The sequence below is a fragment of the Leptospira meyeri genome, from assembly GCF_004368965.1.
In the GTDB taxonomy this organism is placed as follows: Bacteria; Spirochaetota; Leptospiria; order Leptospirales; family Leptospiraceae; genus Leptospira_A; species Leptospira_A meyeri.
The window spans coordinates 1,647,681-1,670,196 of sequence record NZ_SORO01000001.1 but is presented as its reverse complement, the minus strand read 5'-3'; the positions used below and the strand labels follow the sequence as shown (position 1 = coordinate 1,670,196).

Sequence of the window (22,516 nt, the reverse complement as noted above, 5' to 3'; positions counted from 1 at the left end):
CATGAATTTTGCCTGAATTGATTGATGTAATTCGGATCATGGAGGTTCCTTTTAGCGGGTCAGAATATTTTACAATTTGGCCAAGTCTGTTTGAAATCCAAAATACTATGTAAATAAGAATAATGGATTTTAACATTTTTAATATCTTTTATTGGGTTTATCGCAAGGTATCCGTGATACGAACAAACTTTCGCATCCGGATCAGAGCTAATAAATCCTGGATGATACTTTTGATTGAAAACTAAAGTATCCCCTTTTTTTAAGAAACCAAACTCATAACGATCAGGACTCCAAAATTTGGGAACATTCTCTTGTCCGGTAGAAAGTAGATAAAATTCCCCTTTATAGTTTTTGTCGCCTATGGTTTTGTTTGTGAAATAGAAGGTTAAGTTTTCATAGATATCATTGGTTGATAGGTTTGCCTGAATGGCAGGCAACATCCGTGAATCGGAGCCATAATCGGAAACTGTTGGCACGGTAATTGGATAGTTATTTTTGTTTTTGATAACTACCTTTGGTAAAGGTAGAATAAAAATCTCAGATAAGTATTTTGTATTCATTTGTTTTGTGTCTTGGGTATGGAAGAGAAAACAAAGGACCGTTAGAACTCCCAATGTTTTATGGAAACGTGAGGGAACAAAGTTCCATAGGTTATGAAACCCCACCGCCAAACACCAAGTATATAGAAAAACGACACTGAGACTCCACCTAGGATAAACTCGTTCCCAAGAATAAATGGGAAAGTGTTCCAAGAGACTTGCTGGTGAATACGGTGAAAGATTTCCCATCATCATCCATAATGTGAGTCCAAGAAGAAATAGAACAGATATCATTCTTTTCTTTGTGAAGAATAGAAGAGGGAAAAGATAAAGAGGAACTTGTCCCAGATAGTTTCCGTATTCCCAGTATCTATATTGCATTTGGGAAATTGAGTTTGCAAACAATGGATGTTGGGAAGATCCAAAAAAAATAAAATATAAATCCTTCACAACCAAAGGATACTTGTCAGCCACAAAATGCCTTCCTGCTGAATGGATGAATTGGTACATGGGGAACCATTTGAAGGCGAGGAGAACCAAAACAAAAACAGATAGTTTGATGGAACGAAGGAAACTTTCTTTTGGTGATTTCGAAATGTAAACTTCTCTAACTATTAAAAAGAAAAGAAGGAATAAACCTTGTGTGAGTGGATAAATACTACCTTCGGATAACAATATGTAGGTGATTATGGCAATTAAAACACCGATCCCCCAGTTTTGTTTTTGAACGAAGTATAAAATATAAAAAACCAAGGCTGGTAAAAATAGGCCAGGGATTTGGTTTAAATGGCCCGCATAAAATTTTTGAAATACAAATCCCGAAAATTGGAATAGGAATACAAATAGTAATGATGGTAAGTTGGAAGATTTTGTATAGAGTCGAAAGGAGTGAAAGTTGAATAACCCTGAAAGGATAAAATAAAAGAGAAAACTAATCTTAAATGCAACGAGTGTGGGAAATAAGATCGCAAGTAGATGGGTGATACTTCCTACTTTACTTGTTGGATTTTCCCAAACTGGAAACCCGGCTCCGTAGTATGGATTCCATAAAGGAAGAGTTCCAAATTCTAAAAAAGTTTTTCTTAAAAACTCAACATGGAAACTATACAGATCCCAGTCGAATCGTCCATAGAGGTTGTCGGTTTCGAATAAGACTTTTGTGTTCCAAAGATAGTATATAAAAAAAAGGAATATTAAGGCAAACGGCCTAATGCGCTTCATCCCAGTTACCGCCAAATTTTCCTTGGGCGACAATGGGAACTTTTAGTTTCATTGCAGATTCCATCTCGTCTTTTGCCATTTGGTAGAATTCTTTTTTTTCTTTTGGATCCACTTCAAACACAAGTTCATCATGAACTTGTAAAAGGAGTTTGGAGCGATAACCATTCTTTTTAATTTTGTTATGGATCTGGATCATCGCTAACTTAATCATATCGGCAGATGTACCTTGGATAGGGGAGTTGATAGCTACACGTTTTGCTGCTTCACTTGCCATTTTGTGTTTAGAGTGAATATCCGGAAGATAACGTCTACGACCAAGCAGTGTTTCCACATACCCATGTTCTTTGCAAAACTCTACAATCTCTTCCATATAAGTTTGTACGCCTTTATAGGTAGCAAAGTATTTTTCTATAAATTCTTTTGCTTCTTTGCGACTAATCCTTAGGTTATTGGAAAGACCAAAAGAAGTGACTCCGTAAATGACAGAGAAGTTAACAACTTTTGCTTTGTTTCGCATATCGGGCGTTACTTTGTCTTCTGGAACTCCAAAGATCCCTGCAGCGGTTCGTTTATGGATATCGACTCCTGATTTATAGGCATCCATCATTTGTGGATCGTTGGCAAAGTGAGCCATAATTCGAAGTTCGATTTGGCTATAGTCTAGAGATAGAATTTCAAAACCTTTTTTTGCTATAAACCCTTTTCTGAGTAACCTTCCTTCTTCATCTTTGATGGGAATGTTTTGTAAGTTCGGATTTGTAGAAGATAACCTTCCAGTGGCAGCAATGGTTTGGTTATAACTTGTATGAATACGCCCTGTTTTGGGATTGATAAGTGTTGGCAGAGTATCCGTATAAGTGGATTTCAGCTTTGAAAATTTTCGGATTTCTAATAAATCATCAATGATGGGATGGGTTCCTTGGAGAGATTCCAAAACGGAATGATCTGTAGAATATCCCGTTTGTGTTTTTTTCTCAGCAGGAAGTCGTAAATCCTCGAATAAAACAGTTTGTAATTCTTTCGTTGAATTGATGTTAAACTGCCTTCCAGCATAGAAGTGAATGTTTTTCTCATGTTCTTTGATTTTGGCTTCAAAGGTTTTGGAAAGAGATTCAAAATATCCCTTTTCCACACTGATTCCCTCAAATTCCATATCTGCCAAAGTAAGAAGCACTGGCATCTCAATTTCATAAAAAAGTTTTTTGTGAATTCCTTCCTCCATTTTAGGAGAAAGAACATTATGGAGTTGAAAAGTGATATCGGCATCCTCACAAGCATACTCTGAAACTCTTTCGGGATCAATATCATATAAGTTTTGTTTTTTCTTTCCCGTGCCAACTAACTCATCGTAAGTGATGGTTTTGTAATTTAAATAGTCGACGGCCATATCATCCATATTATGGCGTCGTTCCCCTGGATTTAAAAGGTAAGAGGCAAGCATGGTATCAAAATGAATTCCGGCAAGCTCCACACCGTAATTGCGAAGTACTAATAAATCATATTTGATGTTCTGCCCCACTTTTTTCCATTTGGAATCAGAGAGCATTGGTTTTAAAACACCAAGTCCTTCTTCAGGAGAAGGGAGTAGGTGACTATAAATGGATTCAGGATGTGAGAAAGCAATATAATAACCAACACCAGGTTCCTGGGAAAAGGACAGACCGAGTAATTCAGCAAGCATTGGATCTTGGGAAGTAGTTTCTGTATCTACCGAGATCGGTTTTTTTGGATCGAGTTTTGCTACAATTTTTTTTAATTCATCCAAGGTTTGGATTCGTTTGTAGTTCTTTTTTGTTACCGCAGAACCTTTGTTCGGTTTATTTTCTGTCTCTGCATCTACTACGTCTTTTGTTGATTTTTTACCTTTTTTGGTTGGTTCTTTTTCGGCACTTTTATCTTTGGAATCTCCGTCACTTGCGATTGGAATCCCTGCTTGTTTAGCAAGATCACGGTGAAGGACATTGTATCCTTCATCCTTAAAATATTGAACCTTTGCAGGTTCATGATAGTTCGGAAGTTTGAGATCATTCTTTTTGATATCAAGTTTGAGGTTAGTAACAATGGTAGCGAGTTTTCTCGATAAAAAAGCATTTTCTTTGTCAGCTGCTAACTTATCAATAAGTGATTTGTTTTTTACCTGGTCTAATTTTTTATAAATAGTTTCTAAGTTTCCAAATTCTTGGATGAGCTTAGCTGCACCTTTTTCTCCAACACCTTTGACACCTGGAATATTATCAGACGCATCTCCGAGTAGTCCCATATAGTCGGGCACTTGTTCTTTGGTGATTCCGATATTGGTTTCCACCCATTTTGGATCTATCTTTTCAAATTCGGAAACTCCTCTTTTCCCACGTAACATGTGTATGTTTTTGTCGAGGACTTGGTATAAATCTTTATCACTTGAAAGAATTACGATTTCTTCAAAATCTTTACCAAATTTTTTGCATAAGGATCCAATGATATCGTCAGCTTCGATTCCATCCATTTTGTACATTGGAAATTCCAAAGCTTTTAACATCTCATAGATTGTATGGATCTGGGGTTTTAGATCCTCTGGCATTGGTTTCCTATGGGCTTTATAATCCTCGTATAAATCGTTTCTTTCGAGTCTTGTGCCGGGATCAAATGTAAAGGCAATATGGGTTACTTTTTCATCTTGAAGGAGTTTGAATAACATCCTCCAAAAACCAAAAACAGCGCCGCTAGGAAGTCCTGTTTTTGAATTGGTGAGGTTAGAAGCTGCAAAAGCAAAATATGCTCGGAAAGCCAAAGCATGGCCATCAATGATAAGAAGTCTTCCGCTCATGTTCCTTCTCCGTACAAAGTATCTCCTAAAAAGGAATAATAGATGAGTTTGGTTTTTTCAACTGTTTTGGTAACGGAAAATCGTTTTACTGAAGTTTTGTTAAAAGCACCGAACTTGGTTCGCAAGTCTTCGGATCCAACAAGTTTGTCCAAACCCTGGGCAATACTTTCTGAATCTCCCACCGAACAAACGTAAGCACCTTCACTATGATCCAACATTTCACCAATCCCGCCACCATTCGTAGCAACAATGGGAAGAGCCGAAGCCATTGCATCCAAAACAGAAGTTCCAAGACCTTCTTCTTTAGAAGTGAGTGTAAAAATATCAAATAAAGAAAGGAGAGCTGGGATATCTTTTCTATATCCAGTAAAAATGACTTTATCGTTAATTTTCAATTGTTCTGCTTGCGTTTTTAATTTATTCTCAAGTTTTCCATCACCAACAATCATTACTCGAAAATCTAAATTTGTTCTCATTTTTGAAACCGCATTGAGTAAAGTTTCTTGGTCTTTGTGATCGACGAGGGCTGCTACATTTCCGATCACAATGCATTTTTTTGGGATATGAAATTCTTCTCTTAAATATTCGTGTGGAGCTGACTTTGAAAAACGTTTTAAATCAATCCCTGAGTATACCGTAATGATCCTTTCTGGAGCGATTTTGCTTGAAATCATTACTTCCTTGATTTTTTGAGAAACTGGTAAGTAATAGTCGTTAGCTGGGTGTTGGTATTTCCATCTGGAAAAAAAACTGGATTTTGGTTTAAAATCAACTCTTCTAGAAACAATCAAAGGAATGTTTAAGTGGTTTCGTTTAGCAAGTAATCCAAGTGTATGGGCGTGGGCTGTATGAGTATGAATGAGTTTGATGTTTTTAGAAATACAAAGAGATCGAATATTCTTATATGCTTTTCTATCCCATTCCCCACGCATTTCAATCGGGATAAATTCAAATCCACTTTCTTTACATTTTGTTTCTAAAGGAGAACCTGGTTGGCCGACAATCATCTGTGGGATTTTGAAATTCGTCAGACCTTGGACTAAATAAAAAAGCTGCTGTTCTCCTCCGCGCCATTCGCGGGAAGTATTGATATGAAGGATCAAATTATAAGTGTTTGGAACGGTCGTATTCGAGAGCGATGATGGAACCCATAACTTTGAATCCCGCCGGTGCTTCGTCTACCATTCCTTCTCCGTGAAACATTACTTTAACGGAGTCCATCATGGCATTGATAATTTTCAATCCTTTTCCCATGTTCTTATGTTTTTGGCCGAAACCATTATAAGGAAGTGTATCCGGTTTTTTACTTTGGTGATTTTTGATATGGTCAAGGAAGGTGCTAAAACATTGTGATTGGTTGGATCTAAGAAGTTCTTTGTCGGTATCAGGGAGGGAACCTTCCTCTGATAGTCCTGATCCATAATCTAAAATATAAAGTGTAAATTTGGAAGAATCAATCCTCCAACGGCAGATGATGGTTTCGTCACAGTGACAAGAAACATTGGCAGAGACTGCATTTGTTAGCGCCTCATCGGCGGCCAGTTCAATGTTCATGATATGGTCTGCACTAAACCCATTGTCTTCTAGGGTTCGTCTGAGATCTTTTCTGAAATGTTTGACGGAAGACATATCAGGAGGTAAAAACATCGCATAGGACCCTGGAGAGGGACATAACAAATACGGTATAACTTCGGATGGTACAGTCAACTGCCGCTTTTTCCCCCTCTCTTACTCATATTACACGAACAAGAGGGAGAAAAAAAGTCAAAAATCCTTTAAAAGCAAGCAGTAGAGGAAAAAATTTCCTAAATTGAGAGGCCTAATGTTTGGGCGAGCTGTTCCATCCGTTTGACAAGTTTCTCCTGGCCGAGAAGGCTAAAGAGGATAGGAAGTTCCAATCCATGGGATTTTCCCGTAGTGATGGCCCGAATGGGCATAAAGAGAGTCCTTCCTTTTTCACCGGTGGATTCTCCAGCCTTTGTCATGGCTTCTTTGTATTCATCTGGAGTGGAGAGTGGCTTGGCTTTTACCGCTTGGTAAAAAGCAGAAACCACGGCTTTTCCGTTCCCTTCCAAAATCAGTTGTTTTGCTTCGTCGTTTTCAAACTGGATATTTTCCAAAAAGAATTCTTCGATGTACGGTGGGGCTTGGATGAGCCGATCTAAATACACTCGCACAGAATCTAAAATCGAAAGGAGTTGTGGGTTTGTGCCTTTTTTGTATTCTTCTGGAATTTGGCAATCTTTGAGGAATGGTTCGAGTTCCTTTCCCAAGGTTTCAATTTTTACATCACGAATGTATTTATTCGACATCCAATTGAGTTTTGATTTAGGATTTAAATACTCCGCAAGTCCAAGAAGAGATAACTTATTAAAATCAACAGTTTCCTTTTCTTCTTCTTTTAGTTTTTTGAATACATCAAAGGTAGCAGGAGATTTAGAGCAGCGTTCTACATCAAAGACAGAACAAAGTTCTTCATCGCTCATATATTCTTTTCCATCAGGAGAAGTCCATCCAAGCAGTGCCATATAGTTTCTCATGGTATCACTCGAATAACCTAAGTCACGGAAAGCAAGAACGGAAGTCGCACCGGCTCGTTTGGAAAGTTTTTTCCCATCGGTTCCTACAATTTCACTTGCATGAGCAAATCTTGGAAGAGGAAATCCAAAGGCTTCAAAAATCAAAATTTGACGAGGAGTATTGGAAAGATGTCCCACTCCACGAATTACATGTGTGATTTTCATGAGTGCGTCATCAATCACCACAGCATAGTTATACGAAGGGAAACCGTCAGATTTAACAATGATAAAGTCACCAATTAGTTTGGATTCAAACTTTACCTTTCCTTGGATCATATCATCTACGATCACAATTTTATGTGGAGTTTTGAATCTTACAGTAAAGGGGATTTTTTTCTCAATTTGGGATTGGATTTCTGTTTCCGTGAGGTCAGAACATTTTCCATCATAGATGTATGGAATTCCCATAGCATCTGCTTGTTTTTTTTTGCCTTCAAGTTCTTCTGCTGAACAAAAACAACGATAGGCTTTTTTTTCAGAGATCAGTTTGTCTGTATATTCTTTATAAATATGAATTCTTTCGGACTGAGTGTACGGACCGTTTGGACCTCCCACTCCCGGACCTTCGTCCCATTCCATTCCTAACCATTTCAAAGATTCTAAAATGATTTTGAAAGAGGCTTCTGTCGACCGGTCTTGGTCCGTGTCTTCGATGCGAAGTAAAAACTTTCCTTTTTTTGCTTTTGCATACAAATAATTGAATAAAGCAGTTCTTGCTCCCCCTACATGGAGAAATCCAGATGGGGATGGGGCAAAACGAGTGCGAACTTCTGTCATTTCATTTCCTCTTTGATTAAAAAATCTCCGATCCGTTTGTAACCAAATGATTCTTTTGTTTTCGGAGTAAGTCCATTGGTGTATGGCGGAACAAAGAAAATTTGTGTATTATTTTCTTTATAAATAAGTTTAAAGAATAGTTTATCTGTTTCTGTTTGATTCCATTCATACCGAAGTTGTAAATAATCATAATGATGGGAAACATATTCCGATTTGATCATACCAGTTTCTTGTTTGGTAAACACAGTGGAGTTAGGGAAAAATTCCATACTTCCTAAACTATGTGACCAACGACTATCGCCACCTACTTCGGAACGTATTCCTTCTTCAATAAGTTGGCCCGATTCTCCACCTAATTCGAATATATCGAACTCCTCGATGGAAGTTTTTGTCTCAATGGAATTTGATTTATTTTCCAAAAGAGAAGTGAGTGTTGCACCCTTCGTTTCTGAGAAGTAAGAGTTGGTATAGGAAAAGAAAATTCGATTTTCTGATTCTTCTTTTCTAAATTTTCCTACCTTCCTATTCCAAACAATTTTATAAGCTTCAAATGGTACATTACCAAATTCAGATTTAATTTTTGATAAAAAATTGCTGTCATAAGCAAGGAAACTGAACTCAATTTTCTCCGCATATCCTGTTGTTTTTCCTGGTTCCCATTCAATGAATCGGAAGTGAGAAGAACCTTCTCGAAAGAAAGATTGGTTCATTTTTCTGGGTGATTTGGTATATAAAACGGAAGCGGGAATTTCTGAAATTGGCTCTCTCGTGAAGAGTGATTTCAGGTTCTGGCAGTTCGATCCAGAAAAAAATATCAAGGTACATAAAAGCCAATAGAATCGGGAGTATACTTGAGTTTCTGGGGACATAGACCGGTGCGTATCGCCAGTCTAAAAAGGGAAAACCGCTTGACAAGTCAATTCACCCCATCCCTGTGTCATTTGGAACCATGAAGAACGAAGAACAGTATCCAAAACGCCCCTTTGAAGACCAAGTGAATGATGACCAAAGGAAATACTCTCGCTATGTATGCGATTCGAGAGCCATTCCGCAAGAAATTGATGGTCTAAAGCCTGTTCAACGAAGGATTTTATGGGCGATGTGGAACTCCGATGCGAGAAACCGCCATACCAAAACGGTAAAGGTGGCAGGTCTTGCAATGGGATACCATCCGCATGGAGATCGTTCCATACAAGATGCCCTTTCGCAAATGGCTCAAGACTTTGCTTTTGCGAATAACTATCCATTAGTGCATGGTGAAGGAACCTTTGGTGATGTTTTAGATCCCAATGCAATTGCTTCTCCTCGTTATACGGAAGTCAAACTATCTGACTTTGCCAAAGATTTAGGATTCTTTGAAAGTTTACCGGACATTGATTATGTCAAAAATTATGATGAAACAGAAGATGAGCCCATTCATTTTGTAGGAAAGGTTCCCGTTGTCCTCTTAAATAACATCCAAGGAATTGCAACGGGGTTTCGTTGTTTTATTCCTGCGCACAAACTGAGCGATGTCATCGAATCTCAAGTCACATACTTAAAAACTGGAAAACCAAAAAAAATCACACCATGGTACAAAGGGTACGGTGGCGAAGTGAAGTTGTCCAAAAATGACAACGGTAGTACGGTGATGTCCACTACCTTCGGGTTTAAAAAAGAAGATGGGAAGTTGTTTCTCGTTGATGCTCCCATGAACTGGAACCGCGAAAAGGTAGTAAACTATTTAGATGATTTGATTGAGAAAAAAGACAATTGGTTGAAAGACTACGTGGATCATTCCAGTCAAACCTTTAAGATTGAACTTGTTGCTAAAAAAGGCGAAGAACCTTCTGAAAAAGAATTGAAGGAACTTTTTTCCAAAGAGAACAACGAAGTTTTAACCATCAACGTCATCACACACGAAGGGAAACTTCGTAACTTTAATCCAGAAGAAATCATCAAACGGTTCTGTGATTTTAGAAAAACCCATCTCATCCGTCGTTTCAAACGACTCGCTGGTTTGGAAAAAGAAAAGATTGATCGCAACTCAGAACTCATTCGCTTCATTAAGGAAAAATGGAACGAAAAAGTAACAGGGATTAAATCCAAAAAAGAATTCGAAGACAAATTGAAAGCAGCTAAGTTCGTTTATTTCGAATGGTTGAGTTCCATTCCTGTGTATCGAATGACTTTGGAAGAAGTTCGAAAATGCGAAGATGCCATAGTAGAAGCTAAAACAAAATACACTGAGTATACGGCATTACAAAAAGACGATAAAAAACTCACCGGTTTTATGACCGATGAACTTGATGAACTAAAGAAAAAATGGGATCCGAAATAATTTAATATGGCTCAAAAAACTGAAAAAACCTCAGGAAATTCGCGAAATTTTAAGAAATTATCGAATGTAGAACACGTTCGAATGCGGACGGGAATGTGGCTTGGACAAAACTCCCTTTCCACTTTTGAACAACATTTTTTTACCAAAGATAACGCTGGTAAATATGATATCGTTCATGAAGAACTTTCGGATATTCCGGCCAAACTCAAATGTTTGGACGAAGCCTGTATGAACTGCGTGGATGAGTATAGAAAGAACTTAAACGACAAGTCCATCCCTGAAAAAGACAAGATGAACAAACTCATCATCCAATTGTCTACCGATCGCAAACGTGTGACCATCCAAGACAACGGTCGTGGAATTCCCGCAGATAATGCAGAAGGGGTTTACCTCCATTTGATGTATGGAGAAAACTTTGATGATAAAGTCAAAGAAGACCATGTTGCAGGACAGAACGGTGTGGGGATTTCACTTGTGCGTATGGTTTCTTCTTTCTTTAGAGTGAAGACCATCAATGGTGGAAAAGCTTACAAAAAAATGTTTAGCATCCATGATGATGTTAAAAAAACCATTCGTAGTTTTAAACTTTCCAAAGAAGATACAGAACGGGTTCATTTATACTATGATGAACATGGAACCTTTGTCGACTGTCCGTTATTATCTGCTGACCAAATCAAACAACTAAAAGCGCCTTGTGATAAAACAGGAATGACTGCTGTTGTAGAAACAGCTAAAAAAGAAGATCATGGGACAACAGTTGAGTTTGAACTTAACCCTGCATATTTTAACAACTTAGATACTTCTTTTAACATCAATTTGGTGAAACAATACCTCCAGGACATTGCAATGTCGAATCCTGGCCTTGAGGTAGTGTTTATCCACAAAACAGGGAAAGAAAAGTATAAATTCAAAAAAGGTTTTGATGAGATTTTTAGTAATTCCGAGATGGTGTACTACAAATTGGATTACTCTGATAAGGCTTCCGCTTCCCAAATCCATATGGATACTTATGTGGTGGTGGGACAAAACAAAACTCTTACTTGGGTAAACTCGATTTTTTGTCCTCAAGGTGGATCTGCGATTGAGTATTTAGAAAACAGACTTTGTGATGAAGTACGTAAAAAATCTCAAATTGTCAGTTTGGAAAAAAAACTAAACACCCAATGTACAAGAAACGATGTCAGAAGTTGTTTTCATATGTATGTGAACCTTCGCATCCTCAATCCACGTTTTAAATCCCAAGATAAATCCTATCTCATCAATGATTTGAATGAAGACATTCGAAAGTCTGTGGACAAACACCTCGACAAACTTTTGAAAAAAACGGGCCTCATCGAAGAAATAAAGATGGTGATGGAACGTAGAACCCAGATGAAACAGCTCGAGGATGCGCAGAAAGGCCTCCGTAAGGCGTCACGGAACAATATCCCTAAGCTTATGCCTCCTACGGGCAAACCAAACGATCCAGGCCGAATTCTATTTGTGGCGGAAGGGGACTCGGCGATTGCGGGATTACGCCCGGCAAGAAATCCAAAGTTGCATGGACTTTTCCCTCTTCGGGGAAAACCACTTAACTGCAAAGGAATGTCACTTGCTAAGGCCATGCAAAACGAAGAGATGAAAAACATTGTGGCCATTGTAGGCCTTCCTCTCGACCAAAAAGTAAAGTCCATTGATGAACTTCATTACGATCGTATCAGCATCATCACCGATGCGGATTTTGATGGGTATGCCATCAGATCTCTCATGTTGTCTTTTTTCTATGAGTATTGGCCGGAGCTTTTTGATTTAGGTTTTATCAATATTTCTGCAGCACCACTTTACGAGGTGGATGTGAAGTGGAAAGATGCAAAAAAAGAAACCGTATTTTGTATTGATGATGCCGAGTACGACAAGTTAGTTGCTAAAGTTAACAAACAAGGTGCTGAAATCACTCGTAAAAAACGAAACAAGGGACTTGGAGAAACGGGAAAAGAGGCAATGAAATACGCTGTAGATCATTGTATGACCACTATCACTGTGGGAAACAAAAAGACAGCAAAGAATACGCAAGACCTTTGGTTTCACAAAGACTATGCAGAAAAACGCCGGGAAGCGATTTCTGAATACTCAATGAGTGTGATCGAAGACTAACCTTTTCGATCGGATCACCCAAACTTTTCCCAACAAACAAAACCCAAACGAGAGAACTTTTGTAGTTCTTTCCGTTTGGCATAGCGATCACTCCTGAATCCATAGGTCTTAAGAGTTCTCTGTTTTATGGACTTGCAGTAAGTTGGTGGTTTTCGATTTTTAGGGGAATGAAACCTAGTCCTCCAAAAAACACTAAGTCTTCGCTTAAGCCCTCCGCTAAGAACAAAAACAAGGAAAAAGAAGAATCTCTTCTTCCGTTTCATCCCCTGCCATTATTTTATCCTCTTCCATCTTCCTTAAATCGCAAATCAAAATCCTTTTTTTTGATTTTAAACATTTTCATTTTCCTACAATGTTCCTCCCTACAAGAGAAACCAATAGAGGTTTATCATAATGACAAGAACACTACGGAAAAAGTGGTTTTGTCTAAAATAGAGGATGTAAAAAACTCTGGGATCAAATCACTTTCGTATATGTATCTGTTAGGTGATGGAGTTGTGCATTCTGGTTCTCTTGGTGTAGACAAAAAAGGCCTGGTGCAAAGATTCAAAATCGGGAGTATCACCAAACTTTTTACCGGCATAGCTCTTTTACAATTACAAGAGAGTGGCAAATTAAAGTTAGATGATCCTGTTTCCATTTACCTTCCAGAAGTGGTGGGGATGCCTTCTCGTGGACAAAACTATCGTGAAATTACCATTCGAGATATTTTAACCCACCAATCGGGATTGCCTTCTGATCGTGCGTACGGTTTTTTTCTTTCGCCCGAAGCCAAAGAATCTGAGATTTTGACGGCATTTCGTTCTCTTCCTCAAACACTTTCACAAATGGAAAGAAATGAACCAGGCAAAGCCCATTCGTACTCAAATTATGGATTTGGCCTTCTTGGGATTGTCATTGAAAGAGCCTCAGGTATTGGGATTGAAGAGTATTTCCAAAAGAATCTATTTTCCAAAGCCGGAATGAAACATTCCACCTTGTTAGAGTTAAATGATGATTCAGAGTTAGTATCTGGATATTCTGGTTTGTTTTGGAAAACAGAAACCCATAGACCAGTAATCCGTGATTTGACCGCAGGTTCTCTTTCGACTACCGGTGAAGACATGGGTCTTTTTATGAAGGCATTCTTCCAAAGTAAAAGAGGAGCTGGCCTTCTGTCTCCATCCAGTTTTTCCGAATTCCACCGCATCCAAAAAGGACCCAGTTCGAATTTTCAAATGAAACTAGGCCTTCCCGTTTTGATTGAAGAAATGAAGAGCGGTAACAATAGTGTTTGGATCACAGGGCATTCAGGATCACTACCTCCCTTTTTTGCCGATTTGATTTATGATATAGAATCAGAAACCGCTAGTTTTCTTGTGGGAAACACTCTTAGTTTTGCTACTGCTTCGATTCGACCAGCTAACAAAGATATTTTGGATATTGCATATGAATATAAAACCGGATTGAAACTGGAAGTTACACCCTTGCCAGAACGAAAAAAACAAAACCAGTTAGATGGTTTTTATGGCCTTTATGTTTCTCCTTTGGGAATTCATGAAGTAAAACCGGGAAATCCACCAAAAATAGAAATGATGGGTTTTGACTTTGATTTAGTAGAAAAGGACAATCGTTTTGGAGCCAACTTACGTCTGTTTTTCGGCTTGATCCCAGTAAAAGAAAAAACATTAGAATCCATGAGGATTGAATTTGAACCTTGGGAGGGACATCCAATTTTTACCATGTATTCTCTGAATGCAGCCAAAGGAAGTTGGGGTTTTGGAGTTTTGATTCATCCTATCTATAGGTTGCCTGAAAAATCATTTCTGACAACCTATCATACGAAAGACCCATATTCACTCATCTCTCGAGTGGAACTAACGGAAGACAAACGTGGATTTCTGAACGCAACCGTTTATTATTCATTAGGTGGAATGGAAAATTCTAACCGTTTTCCTTGCCAATGGGAATCTGAGTCCACCCTTCGTGTTTTGGGATTCGGTCGCAATTTAGGGGAAAGGTTGGACCTAAAAAAAGTGGATGGAAAACCGGTTCTTATATATTCGGGGATCCAGTTTTTGGGAGAATAGACTCCAATCCTGAATCAAATTCAGCGGGCCTTTTCTCCTTTGAATGACGAAATTCGCGTTATACGCTCCTTTTTTGCAACTTAATTTGATTCTAAATTATTGTTTTATCGAAGACCCTAGGAAAGAAATTATCGATCCTTTTGAAAAAGTTTTTGACGAATCCAAAAGATCGAGTAGATTTCGTCGGAATTTGATTCGAAAGTTTCAAAAGGAGAATTCGAAATGGGAAAAAGAATTACCTCAATCCTATTTTTGTCTGCTGCTGTTGTAGCTGTTGCAATGACATCTACTGCTGTAGAAGCAAAAAAATATGGTATGGCTGGTTGTGGACTTGGATCACAGGTGATCCAAACCAATGACAAAATGCAGATCTTTGCTACGACAACAAATGGTACTGCATACAACCAAACATTGGGTATTACAACGGGAACATCCAATTGTACTGCTGACGGTGTTGTAAAACAAGATAAAGTACAAGAGTTGTTTGTCACAATGAACTACGATTCTCTCGGCCAAGAAATGGCTTCAGGGAAAGGTGAAAAATTAGAGTCTCTTGGAAGCCTTCTCGGTTGTTCGAATGATTCTATTTCCCGATTTGGCCAAGTGACGAAAGAAAACTATGCTAAACTCATTACTGAAGATTCAACACCTGCAAGTTTACTTTCAGCAGTTAAATCAGAAGTTAAAAGCGATAAAATCCTCGCTAAGTCTTGTTCACAAATCTAAGGAGATATGAAATAAAATGAAAAAGTTAACACTCATCTCCACAATCGGAATCTCTATGGTTCTCCTTGCGTCTCAAATGTCTGCTGCACCTAAGTACGGTATGGCGGGATGCGGACTAGGAACTCTTGTAATGCCTGGTGGTAACCAAATTTTTGTTGCTACAACAAACGCCACTGGGGGAAGCCAAACTTTTGGAATCACATCTGGAACATCTAACTGTACTGCAGATGGCGTTGCTCAAAAAGAACATGCACGTGAAATTTATGTGCATATGAACTTTGATAGTTTGGAACAAGAAATGGCAGCTGGTAAAGGGGAAAAACTTTCTAACCTTGCCACTCTTTTTGAATGTAAATCTGGTGCTCGATTCAGCGAAGTAGTCAAAGAAAACTATTCTAGAATCTTCACTGAAGAATCAAAAGCAAACCCTAGTTTGATGTTGTCGAACCTTCATGAAACTTTGGAAAAAGACCAAACAGTAAAAAATTACTGCAAAATCTAAACCATTGTAAAAAATCAGAGTATCCAACAATTGGATGCTCTGGTGTTTCCTCTGTACCGATTTACTTTTCTTCTGATCCTCTTTACTGCTTCGCTTGGGGCCATTGAACCCACTGGCGAACAAAACATTCTTGAATTAGATTTTTTAACGGCAAGAAAACAAGGGAAAGAAATCCCCAAATCACCTAAAAGCCGACAATACCTTGAAGAACTGATCAACGAAGCGAAAGAAAGACACCTAGCCGAAGAAACCCATTGGTATCGTTTGCTTAGATTTAAAAAGACTAGATGGGGATTTTGGGAAAGTGAAGTTGATAACAAACGTTATTTCCTTTCTGAAGATGGAAAATACAATCCAGAAAAAGAATTAATTGCAACCTTACATAGCTTTTTTACAGAAGAACCGATTCCGGAAGGATTACAACATCCTCAATGTGCGTATCCCGAAAGGTTCCATTGGCTGAAAGGAAAACTTAAATTTGATTTAAATCGAATCAATGAGATCCAATGTCCACGTTTTGAAGTTTGGAGAGAATCCCTTACTCCCGAATCGATATCCGTTGTGTTTTCATCTTATTATATGCAAGCACCGGCATCCATGTTTGGACATACTCTTATCAAACTAAATAACAAGGTAAACGAAAACTCTGAGTTATTGGATTATGGAGTGAACTATGCAGCCAATCCGGGAGAAATGAATGGATTTGCATATGCAGTGAAAGGATTGACCGGTGGATATCCAGGCACTTTTGCCATTTTTCCCTATTATCTAAAAGTAAATGAATACAATGATATGGAAAGTCGGGATCTTTGGGAATACAAACTAAAGTTAAAACCAGAAGAAAGAGACAGATTGATTCGCCATCTTTGGGAAATGGGAAGAGCAGACTTTGATTATTTTTTTATCAACGAAAATTGTTCTTATCATTTAATGGAATTTTTAGAAGTATCCATTCCTGAATTAGATATCAGTAAAAAAACTGGTTGGATTGTGGCACCTAGCGATACCATAAAACTTTACTTAGCTGAAGATGGATTTGTAATCTCAAAAAAATATCGCCCTTCTTTATATTCCAAAATTAAATACAAACTTTATGATATGACTGAAGATGAGAAAACCACCTACTTTGATATGGTTCGTTTCGAAAATGCCTTTCTTCCGGAGCCAAAAGAAGGTTTTCGAATGTCTTTGGTTACTGATGCTGTCCTTGACACATATCGTTATCGATATTCAAGTAAATCGGAAATCCCAAAACAACACAAAGAATACTATGATAAGTTACTTGTTTTTCGAAGTAAACAAAATGATGAATATACTCCTAAGGAACAAGGATCTTTGTCCACACCACCGGAAGTCTCTCATCCATTGAGTCGAATTGCCACTTCTTTTGGTGTGTCTTCTTTAGGAAATTTTGCTGAGTTTAAATATAGAATAGCATACCACGACCTTTTGAATGTGAGTAAGGGCCATGCTCCTAATTCGGAATTGGCATTTTTAGATACAACAATCAGGGCATATGAGAATCAAAAACCGGAACTAACTTCTGTAAGTGCTATCAAGGTATCATCTTTAAATCCATATAATGCAATTTCAAAAGATTTTTCTTATTTTTTAGATACAGGTATTCAAACAGCAGTTTATCAAAATAACAACGATACTCTTCGGAAACAAGTTGGTAACATCGATTTTCGTATGGGGTATTCTTTTTCCAATGAATTTGGAAAAACGCCGATGAGCTTGGGAGTATTGAGTATTCTTGCCGGATTGAAAGCTCAAAATGGAAGAATGTTTGAAAATGGAATTCGTTATGGTGGAAATATAAGCTTACTTTACCAAAATGAATGGGGCGCTTGGAAAATTTATACGGGAGCAACTGCCCAAAACTACCAACTAAGCCACAATTTGAATTCTTATTACGTTACCTTTAAGGTTCGATATGCATTTTCAAATATACATGAAATACGATTAGAAGTGAATGGAGAAAGATTTTATGAAGAAGCACTTGTATCTTATCATTATTTGTTTTAATTTTCTTTTTTCAAATTGTTCGTCTTTGTATTATCATCCGACAAAAGAAACTTATTTTACACCAAAACAAATGGGTTTTTCATATACCCCCACTTTTATAACAACAAAAGATGGAGTGAAGCTAAATGTTTGGCGGATTTATTCGAAACAACAAGAGACACCAAAAGCGGTTATTTTACAATTTCATGGGAATGGGCAAAATATGAGTGCTCATTTTTTGTCTCTTGTTTGGCTTGTGAATCATGGTTATGAACTCATTGTATTTGATTATAGAGGTTATGGAGAATCGGAAGGAGATCCCGATCCTGAAGATATAGTCGATGATAGCAAACTTGTTTTAGATTATGCCTTGCAGGAAACTAAGGAGAGAAGTTCCAAGTTAATTGTCTATGGCCAAAGTTTGGGTGGTGCTATTGCGATGCGTTCTGTTGCCGATTGGAAAGATAAAAACGAAATTGTTTTACTTTGTATTGATGGATCCTTTCCTTCCTATCGGGAAGTTGCTAAACAAACTATGAATCATGTGATTTTTCCTCCGATGGGAAATTTATTTTCTTGGGTATTTCATGATCATACAAGTCCACGAGATTCTATTCCAAATCTTTCTCCTATTCCGCTATTAATCATTCATGGAACCGAGGATACAGTTATTTTTTTTGAAAATGGAAAACAAATTTTTGGTTTAGCAAAAGAACCTAAAGTATTTTGGGAAATACGTGGCGGTGGACATGTAGATTGGATGAATCTCGGTCGATCGAAGTTTGCGAAAGATTTTTTGGTTCTACTCAATCGTCATTTGTACTGATTCAAAAGAGGATTCGGTAAAGGTTGGTGTCGAAAGTATTTCTGTTAGCGCCGATTCTTTATTAAATTCTTTGAAAGTGAGTTCGCTCCTACTCAATTTTGTTTCACTGAATATTTTTAGTTCAAAATATTTTTCTTCCCCCTTTTTAATTTGGAAAACTTTTGTTGTATCTTCTTTTCCGATAACATCCAATCGATAGGTTCCTTCTGGTAATCGAATATAACCTAACGAGGCATTTTCAAGTTCAATTTTAAAAATAGGGGTGGGTTTGATAGAAGAAGAAAATTTATCTGGATAACGTGAGACCAAACATTCGTAGTTCCAAATGGAAAGTGACGTGTGATCTGGACGCACTAAATACAAAAGTCCTGTATCGTTTTCTTTTGTTACCAACTTAACAAAACTTTGTTTCGAACTGCACTGCATAGTAAAGCCTATGATGAGTGTTAAAAACAATAGAATTATAAAAGAGAAGAGAGGTTTTTGTTCTTTTTTGTTCATATTGTCCTTTCTGATTCCGCAAAAATCCTTTTTTGGTTTCTGTAATGGGCAATGTATGTGATAAGAACAAGTGTTCCCACAGGAACAGCAAAATAGATATGCACTTGGATGAGTCCTGCGATCATTCCTAAAATCCCACCTAAGAATTGTATGACGACAAGATTTCCTCCTGTATTATCCAAAATCATTTTTTCCAAATCATCCGTGTCAAGTGCCATCACACGTTCTTCGACAAGGGCAGTCACATTGATGTTGTGGACAAATTTTTCTATATTGGTTTTGAGATAAATTTTTCCTTCTTCGCTATTCATAAATTCAAGAAGGCGTTTTTTGACCCAATCCACAGCACGGAAAAAATTCTTTTCTATTTCTTCCCAGTTGTTCGGATCATCTAAATAGGACTGTAATCTTTCTATTCCCGATGGCAAAAGATTTTGTCTGGCATAGTCGCCACTTGCTTCCAACCAATTGGAAATTTTTCCAGTAATGAATTCTTGTGTTTCTTTGGAGTTTAACCTTTCTTGGAGACCTGCCATCATCTCGTCCATCATCTTCATAAACTGATCAGAAGTTTCAGGGTCTTTAACGAAACGTTCTAAGAGTTCACGAATGGCATCTTCATTAAAAGAAAAAATCTTTTTCACTCCGATTCCAATTTTACCAAGCGTACTTCTTGTTTTTAAATACTCTTCCAAACCTTCATTGAGTAAATTTGCTAATTTCGGCATTTCTTCTAATAGAATCACTCGAAGTTGTTTACCAAGTTCTTCACGATTGGTTTCTTCTGTAAGGTAGTATGTTAGGCGATTCTTTGTGTAGTCCCAAAGTTTTTGGACTTCTTCTGGCCGTTCTGCCATCTTTTTCATTGTTTCTTCTGAAAAATCAAAGATAACTTCTAAAATTTCAGGCCCTCTCTCCTTTAACATAGAAATGATTTTGGTCACTAACATGGTTCGAATTTCTTCGTTATGAATGGCCTCATCAATTTCTTTGACTATTTTTTGGATACCAGTTTCGACCAAGTTACGTTCGTAGATATAGGTTAAAATAATATCGGGATGGAGGAGGTTACTTTGGATACTTTCTCCTAGCGATTTTGCAATTTTGGATTTGTTTTTGGGAACAAGGCCCGACCAACCAAGCACCTTACCATGTTTAGGTTGAAATAACATTTTAATGGCTAGGAAATTTGTAAAATATCCTACCATCCCTGCCATCAGAACTACAAAGACAGCATTGACCCAAATGTTTCCTTCATAGTAAAGTTGGAATCCTCCACCGATGATGGAGAAAATAACAAGTAACCTACGATACCAGGCGTCTAATTTTGCAACATCCATCCTATTCCTCTTCTAGTTTTAGGTATTTTCCGCTTAACCTACGCAGGAAACCTCGTGGGATTAGCTCGGAAACAGTGATTGCTCCTTGATTGAAGGAACCTGTGATACATACGGCTTGGTTATAACGAAGGGCATTTAACGATTCTTCTACGACAACATCGGCATTTTGCCACATGAAGGATGGGTATTTGGATTTGTTAATCCCTGCTCTTTGGTGAAAGTCAGAATGTGTGAGTCCAGGACAAAGTGCTTGGACATGAATTCCGTGAAGTTTTGCTTCTTCGTGGATGGATTCTGTAAAGGATTTTACAAATGCTTTGGTGGCGGCATAGATAGCACTTCCCGGCGCTGGCAAATAACCAGCGATAGATGCCACATTGATCAAATAACCTTTTTTATTTTTTTTGAATCTGTTTAGAGCAACGTGACTTAGGTGCACTAAAGTTTTTACATTCAGATTAACTTCATCTAATTCTTTATCTAGTGGAAGAGCCGCAAACTCACCCACAGTTCCAAAACCTGCATTGTTCACTAGAAGTTCGGCTTCTTTGTCTTTTGTTATGATATCAGCGAGTTCTTCCACATCTTTTTTTTTGGTAAGATCTAAAGCATAATATTTTAAAATACCTCTGGATTTAGGTTCCAGTTCTAAAATAACTTTTTTTAAATCAGATTCCGTACGGGAAATTAAAAAGACATTATAGTCTTTCGCAAGGGCTCGAACAAATTCTTTTCCAATTCCTTGGGATGCGCCAGTGACATATGCATTTTTCATTCTGATGGATTCCTTTTCATTAGGACAGCTGTGGATCCGTCCGGATAATATTTTTTGCGTCTCTCTAATTCAAGAAAACCAACTGATTGGTAAAGTGTTATGGCCGCAAGGTTTGATTCCTTTACTTCCAAAAAGAATTCTTTTTTCGGAAATTCTTGGAATAGCGCCACCAAAAGTTCTTTAGCCAAACCTAACTTTCGATAGTTGGGAAGTGTTGCGATCCGAAAAATTTCGATCTCCCAAGGAGTTTCACAAACAAGCGCATAACACTTTGTTTCTGGACCTCCTAAACCAAAAGCCACATGGAATTCTAAATGGGTTTGGATCATTTTTTCCGTCCATTCCTCTCCTGGAAAACAAAGGGATTCCCAATGGAGGAGGGAGGATAGATCGGATTCACCCAGCCTTCGAAAACTATGAGACATAATCACATTTTTTTCTTTTCATCCAAAAGAAAGAAACTAAAATCGAACTGATGGGCACAAAAAACAGCAGGTTTTCTTTGGTTTCCTTCTCTTTGGCGATTCTTCTTTCCCTGCTTGGCTTTAGTTTGATAGGGTGTGACTATCTCAAGTCACTTACCGAATCCAAATACCGAAAACGGATTGGAGGAGAACTGCCTTCCGAAAAAGACATCGTGAACTGGAAAGAGAAGTTGGCTCTGGAAGAGGCAGAAATTGAAGAGATGGACAAACGGATTCGGAAAATGGTCCAAAAGTCTAACCAATCATCCGCCCTTTCATGGAAAATTGCTCGGGCTTATATGCGGGCCGGCTCCGCTGATTTAGGAGCCAAATATTATGAAGAAGCCATGGGAGAAACCTTACCTAACTCAAAACAGGGTGGATTTGAAATCCATTCTTATGAGTCTGCGTTACCTTTTTTTGAAAAAGCCATTCAAACGGGAAAGTTAGACAAGCAGTTGTTATATGAAATGGCAGTTGCTTATGCCAATGCTTCCAAAGATATGGGTTGGGAGCCGGTCAGACGAAATCGTGCGATTGGATTATTCAAACAACTTTCAAAATTAGATAAAGAAGATTCTCGGTTCCCTTTTCAATTGGCACTTGTGTATTTTGATTCTTCATTGAAGGATGAAGCCTGGAATGGAAAACTTTCGAATGGATACGATGAAGTAGAAACTGCTTTTTCATTATTGGACCAAATCCTACGCAAAGAGCCATACAATGTTCCAACAAGGTTTGCAAAGGCTAATTTTTTATACCAAGTGGGAAAATCAAATTTAGCTTATGATGAATACATTCGAATTAAGTCTATATTGGAAGAGATGAAAGAAAAAGGAAACATCCGGGAACCGTTAGAAGAAAATTCATCTTATCGCAATGTCATTAAAAACTTAAACCAATTAGGGGCCCAAAACAAATCTAACTGACC

At 37.9% G+C, this 22,516-nt stretch carries 18 protein-coding genes; 8 read left to right on the top strand and 10 right to left on the bottom strand.

The annotated features are described in order from the left end of the window. Nucleotides 1-59: 59 nt before the first annotated feature. The 6 genes from CLV96_RS07720 to CLV96_RS07695 all read right to left on the bottom strand — a co-directional run bounded on the left by CLV96_RS07720 (nucleotide 60) and on the right by CLV96_RS07695 (nucleotide 8,632). Complete coding sequence (locus CLV96_RS07720; RefSeq protein WP_004786553.1) at nucleotides 60-1,760, bottom strand: hypothetical protein; 1,701 nt, start codon at nucleotides 1,758-1,760, stop codon at nucleotides 60-62. Continuing rightward, nucleotides 1,747-4,566 (bottom strand): DNA polymerase I, encoded by a 2,820-nt coding sequence (gene polA, locus CLV96_RS07715; RefSeq protein WP_004787265.1) that lies wholly within the window; start codon nucleotides 4,564-4,566, stop codon nucleotides 1,747-1,749. The genes CLV96_RS07720 and polA overlap by 14 nt, the downstream gene beginning before the upstream one ends. Next, the gene (locus tag CLV96_RS07710; RefSeq protein WP_004786856.1) at nucleotides 4,563-5,669 is read right to left on the bottom strand and encodes a glycosyltransferase; all 1,107 of its coding nucleotides are present in this window, start codon (nucleotides 5,667-5,669) and stop codon (nucleotides 4,563-4,565) included. Before CLV96_RS07710 ends, polA begins: the two co-directional genes overlap by 4 nt. A 1-nt stretch (nucleotide 5,670) precedes the next feature. Continuing rightward, on the bottom strand, nucleotides 5,671-6,213 hold the full coding sequence (locus CLV96_RS07705) for an ATP-binding protein (protein ID WP_004786490.1): 543 nt from the start codon (nucleotides 6,211-6,213) through the stop codon (nucleotides 5,671-5,673). A gap of 158 nt (nucleotides 6,214-6,371) precedes the next feature. Then, nucleotides 6,372-7,922, bottom strand: a complete 1,551-nt coding sequence (gene gltX, locus CLV96_RS07700) for a glutamate--tRNA ligase (protein ID WP_004786785.1) — start codon at nucleotides 7,920-7,922, stop codon at nucleotides 6,372-6,374. Then, the gene (locus CLV96_RS07695; protein WP_004785520.1) at nucleotides 7,919-8,632 is read right to left on the bottom strand and encodes a hypothetical protein; all 714 of its coding nucleotides are present in this window, start codon (nucleotides 8,630-8,632) and stop codon (nucleotides 7,919-7,921) included. Before CLV96_RS07695 ends, gltX begins: the two co-directional genes overlap by 4 nt. A gap of 239 nt (nucleotides 8,633-8,871) precedes the next feature. Here CLV96_RS07695 and CLV96_RS07690 point away from each other — a divergent pair, with 239 nt between their 5' ends. The 7 genes from CLV96_RS07690 (at nucleotide 8,872) to CLV96_RS07660 (ending at nucleotide 18,505) form a co-directional block, all read left to right on the top strand. Further along, nucleotides 8,872-10,242 carry a DNA gyrase subunit A gene (locus CLV96_RS07690; protein WP_004786991.1) on the top strand — a complete coding sequence of 457 codons (1,371 nt, stop codon included), beginning with the start codon at nucleotides 8,872-8,874 and terminating at the stop codon, nucleotides 10,240-10,242. A 6-nt stretch (nucleotides 10,243-10,248) separates the two neighbouring features. Then, complete coding sequence (locus CLV96_RS07685; protein ID WP_004786401.1) at nucleotides 10,249-12,375, top strand: toprim domain-containing protein; 2,127 nt, start codon at nucleotides 10,249-10,251, stop codon at nucleotides 12,373-12,375. A 167-nt stretch (nucleotides 12,376-12,542) separates the two neighbouring features. Continuing rightward, complete coding sequence (locus CLV96_RS07680) at nucleotides 12,543-14,444, top strand: serine hydrolase (protein WP_004785269.1); 1,902 nt, start codon at nucleotides 12,543-12,545, stop codon at nucleotides 14,442-14,444. Between the two features lie 222 nt (nucleotides 14,445-14,666). Beyond that, on the top strand, nucleotides 14,667-15,170 hold the full coding sequence (locus tag CLV96_RS07675) for a DUF3015 domain-containing protein (RefSeq protein WP_004787300.1): 504 nt from the start codon (nucleotides 14,667-14,669) through the stop codon (nucleotides 15,168-15,170). 16 nt (nucleotides 15,171-15,186) lie between these two features. Next, on the top strand, nucleotides 15,187-15,672 hold the full coding sequence (locus CLV96_RS07670; protein ID WP_004786909.1) for a DUF3015 family protein: 486 nt from the start codon (nucleotides 15,187-15,189) through the stop codon (nucleotides 15,670-15,672). A gap of 42 nt (nucleotides 15,673-15,714) precedes the next feature. Then, nucleotides 15,715-17,700: an Lnb N-terminal periplasmic domain-containing protein gene (locus tag CLV96_RS07665; RefSeq protein ID WP_004787153.1), complete on the top strand. Its 1,986-nt coding sequence runs from the start codon at nucleotides 15,715-15,717 to the stop codon at nucleotides 17,698-17,700. Beyond that, a complete protein-coding gene (locus CLV96_RS07660) occupies nucleotides 17,663-18,505 on the top strand; it encodes an alpha/beta hydrolase (protein WP_243836435.1) in 843 nt (280 codons plus the stop codon). Before CLV96_RS07665 ends, CLV96_RS07660 begins: the two co-directional genes overlap by 38 nt. Here the strand turns inward: CLV96_RS07660 and CLV96_RS07655 are convergent. Genes CLV96_RS07655 through CLV96_RS07640 form a run of 4 tightly spaced genes read right to left on the bottom strand, consistent with a single transcriptional unit; the run spans nucleotide 18,482 to nucleotide 21,546 of the window. Then, nucleotides 18,482-19,006: a hypothetical protein gene (locus CLV96_RS07655; RefSeq protein WP_004784045.1), complete on the bottom strand. Its 525-nt coding sequence runs from the start codon at nucleotides 19,004-19,006 to the stop codon at nucleotides 18,482-18,484. The genes CLV96_RS07660 and CLV96_RS07655 overlap by 24 nt on opposite strands. Beyond that, nucleotides 19,003-20,346 carry a DUF445 family protein gene (locus CLV96_RS07650; protein ID WP_004786340.1) on the bottom strand — a complete coding sequence of 448 codons (1,344 nt, stop codon included), beginning with the start codon at nucleotides 20,344-20,346 and terminating at the stop codon, nucleotides 19,003-19,005. Before CLV96_RS07650 ends, CLV96_RS07655 begins: the two co-directional genes overlap by 4 nt. 1 nt (nucleotide 20,347) lies before the next feature. Continuing rightward, nucleotides 20,348-21,121, bottom strand: coding sequence for an SDR family NAD(P)-dependent oxidoreductase (locus CLV96_RS07645; protein WP_004786728.1), 774 nt, complete (start codon nucleotides 21,119-21,121; stop codon nucleotides 20,348-20,350). Beyond that, nucleotides 21,118-21,546, bottom strand: a complete 429-nt coding sequence (locus CLV96_RS07640; RefSeq protein ID WP_004784470.1) for a GNAT family N-acetyltransferase — start codon at nucleotides 21,544-21,546, stop codon at nucleotides 21,118-21,120. Before CLV96_RS07640 ends, CLV96_RS07645 begins: the two co-directional genes overlap by 4 nt. Nucleotides 21,547-21,596: 50 nt before the next feature. On the opposite strand from CLV96_RS07640, the gene CLV96_RS07635 reads away from it, so the two are divergent. Further along, on the top strand, nucleotides 21,597-22,514 hold the full coding sequence (locus CLV96_RS07635) for a tetratricopeptide repeat protein (protein ID WP_004785002.1): 918 nt from the start codon (nucleotides 21,597-21,599) through the stop codon (nucleotides 22,512-22,514). The last annotated feature ends 2 nt before the right edge of the window (nucleotides 22,515-22,516 follow it).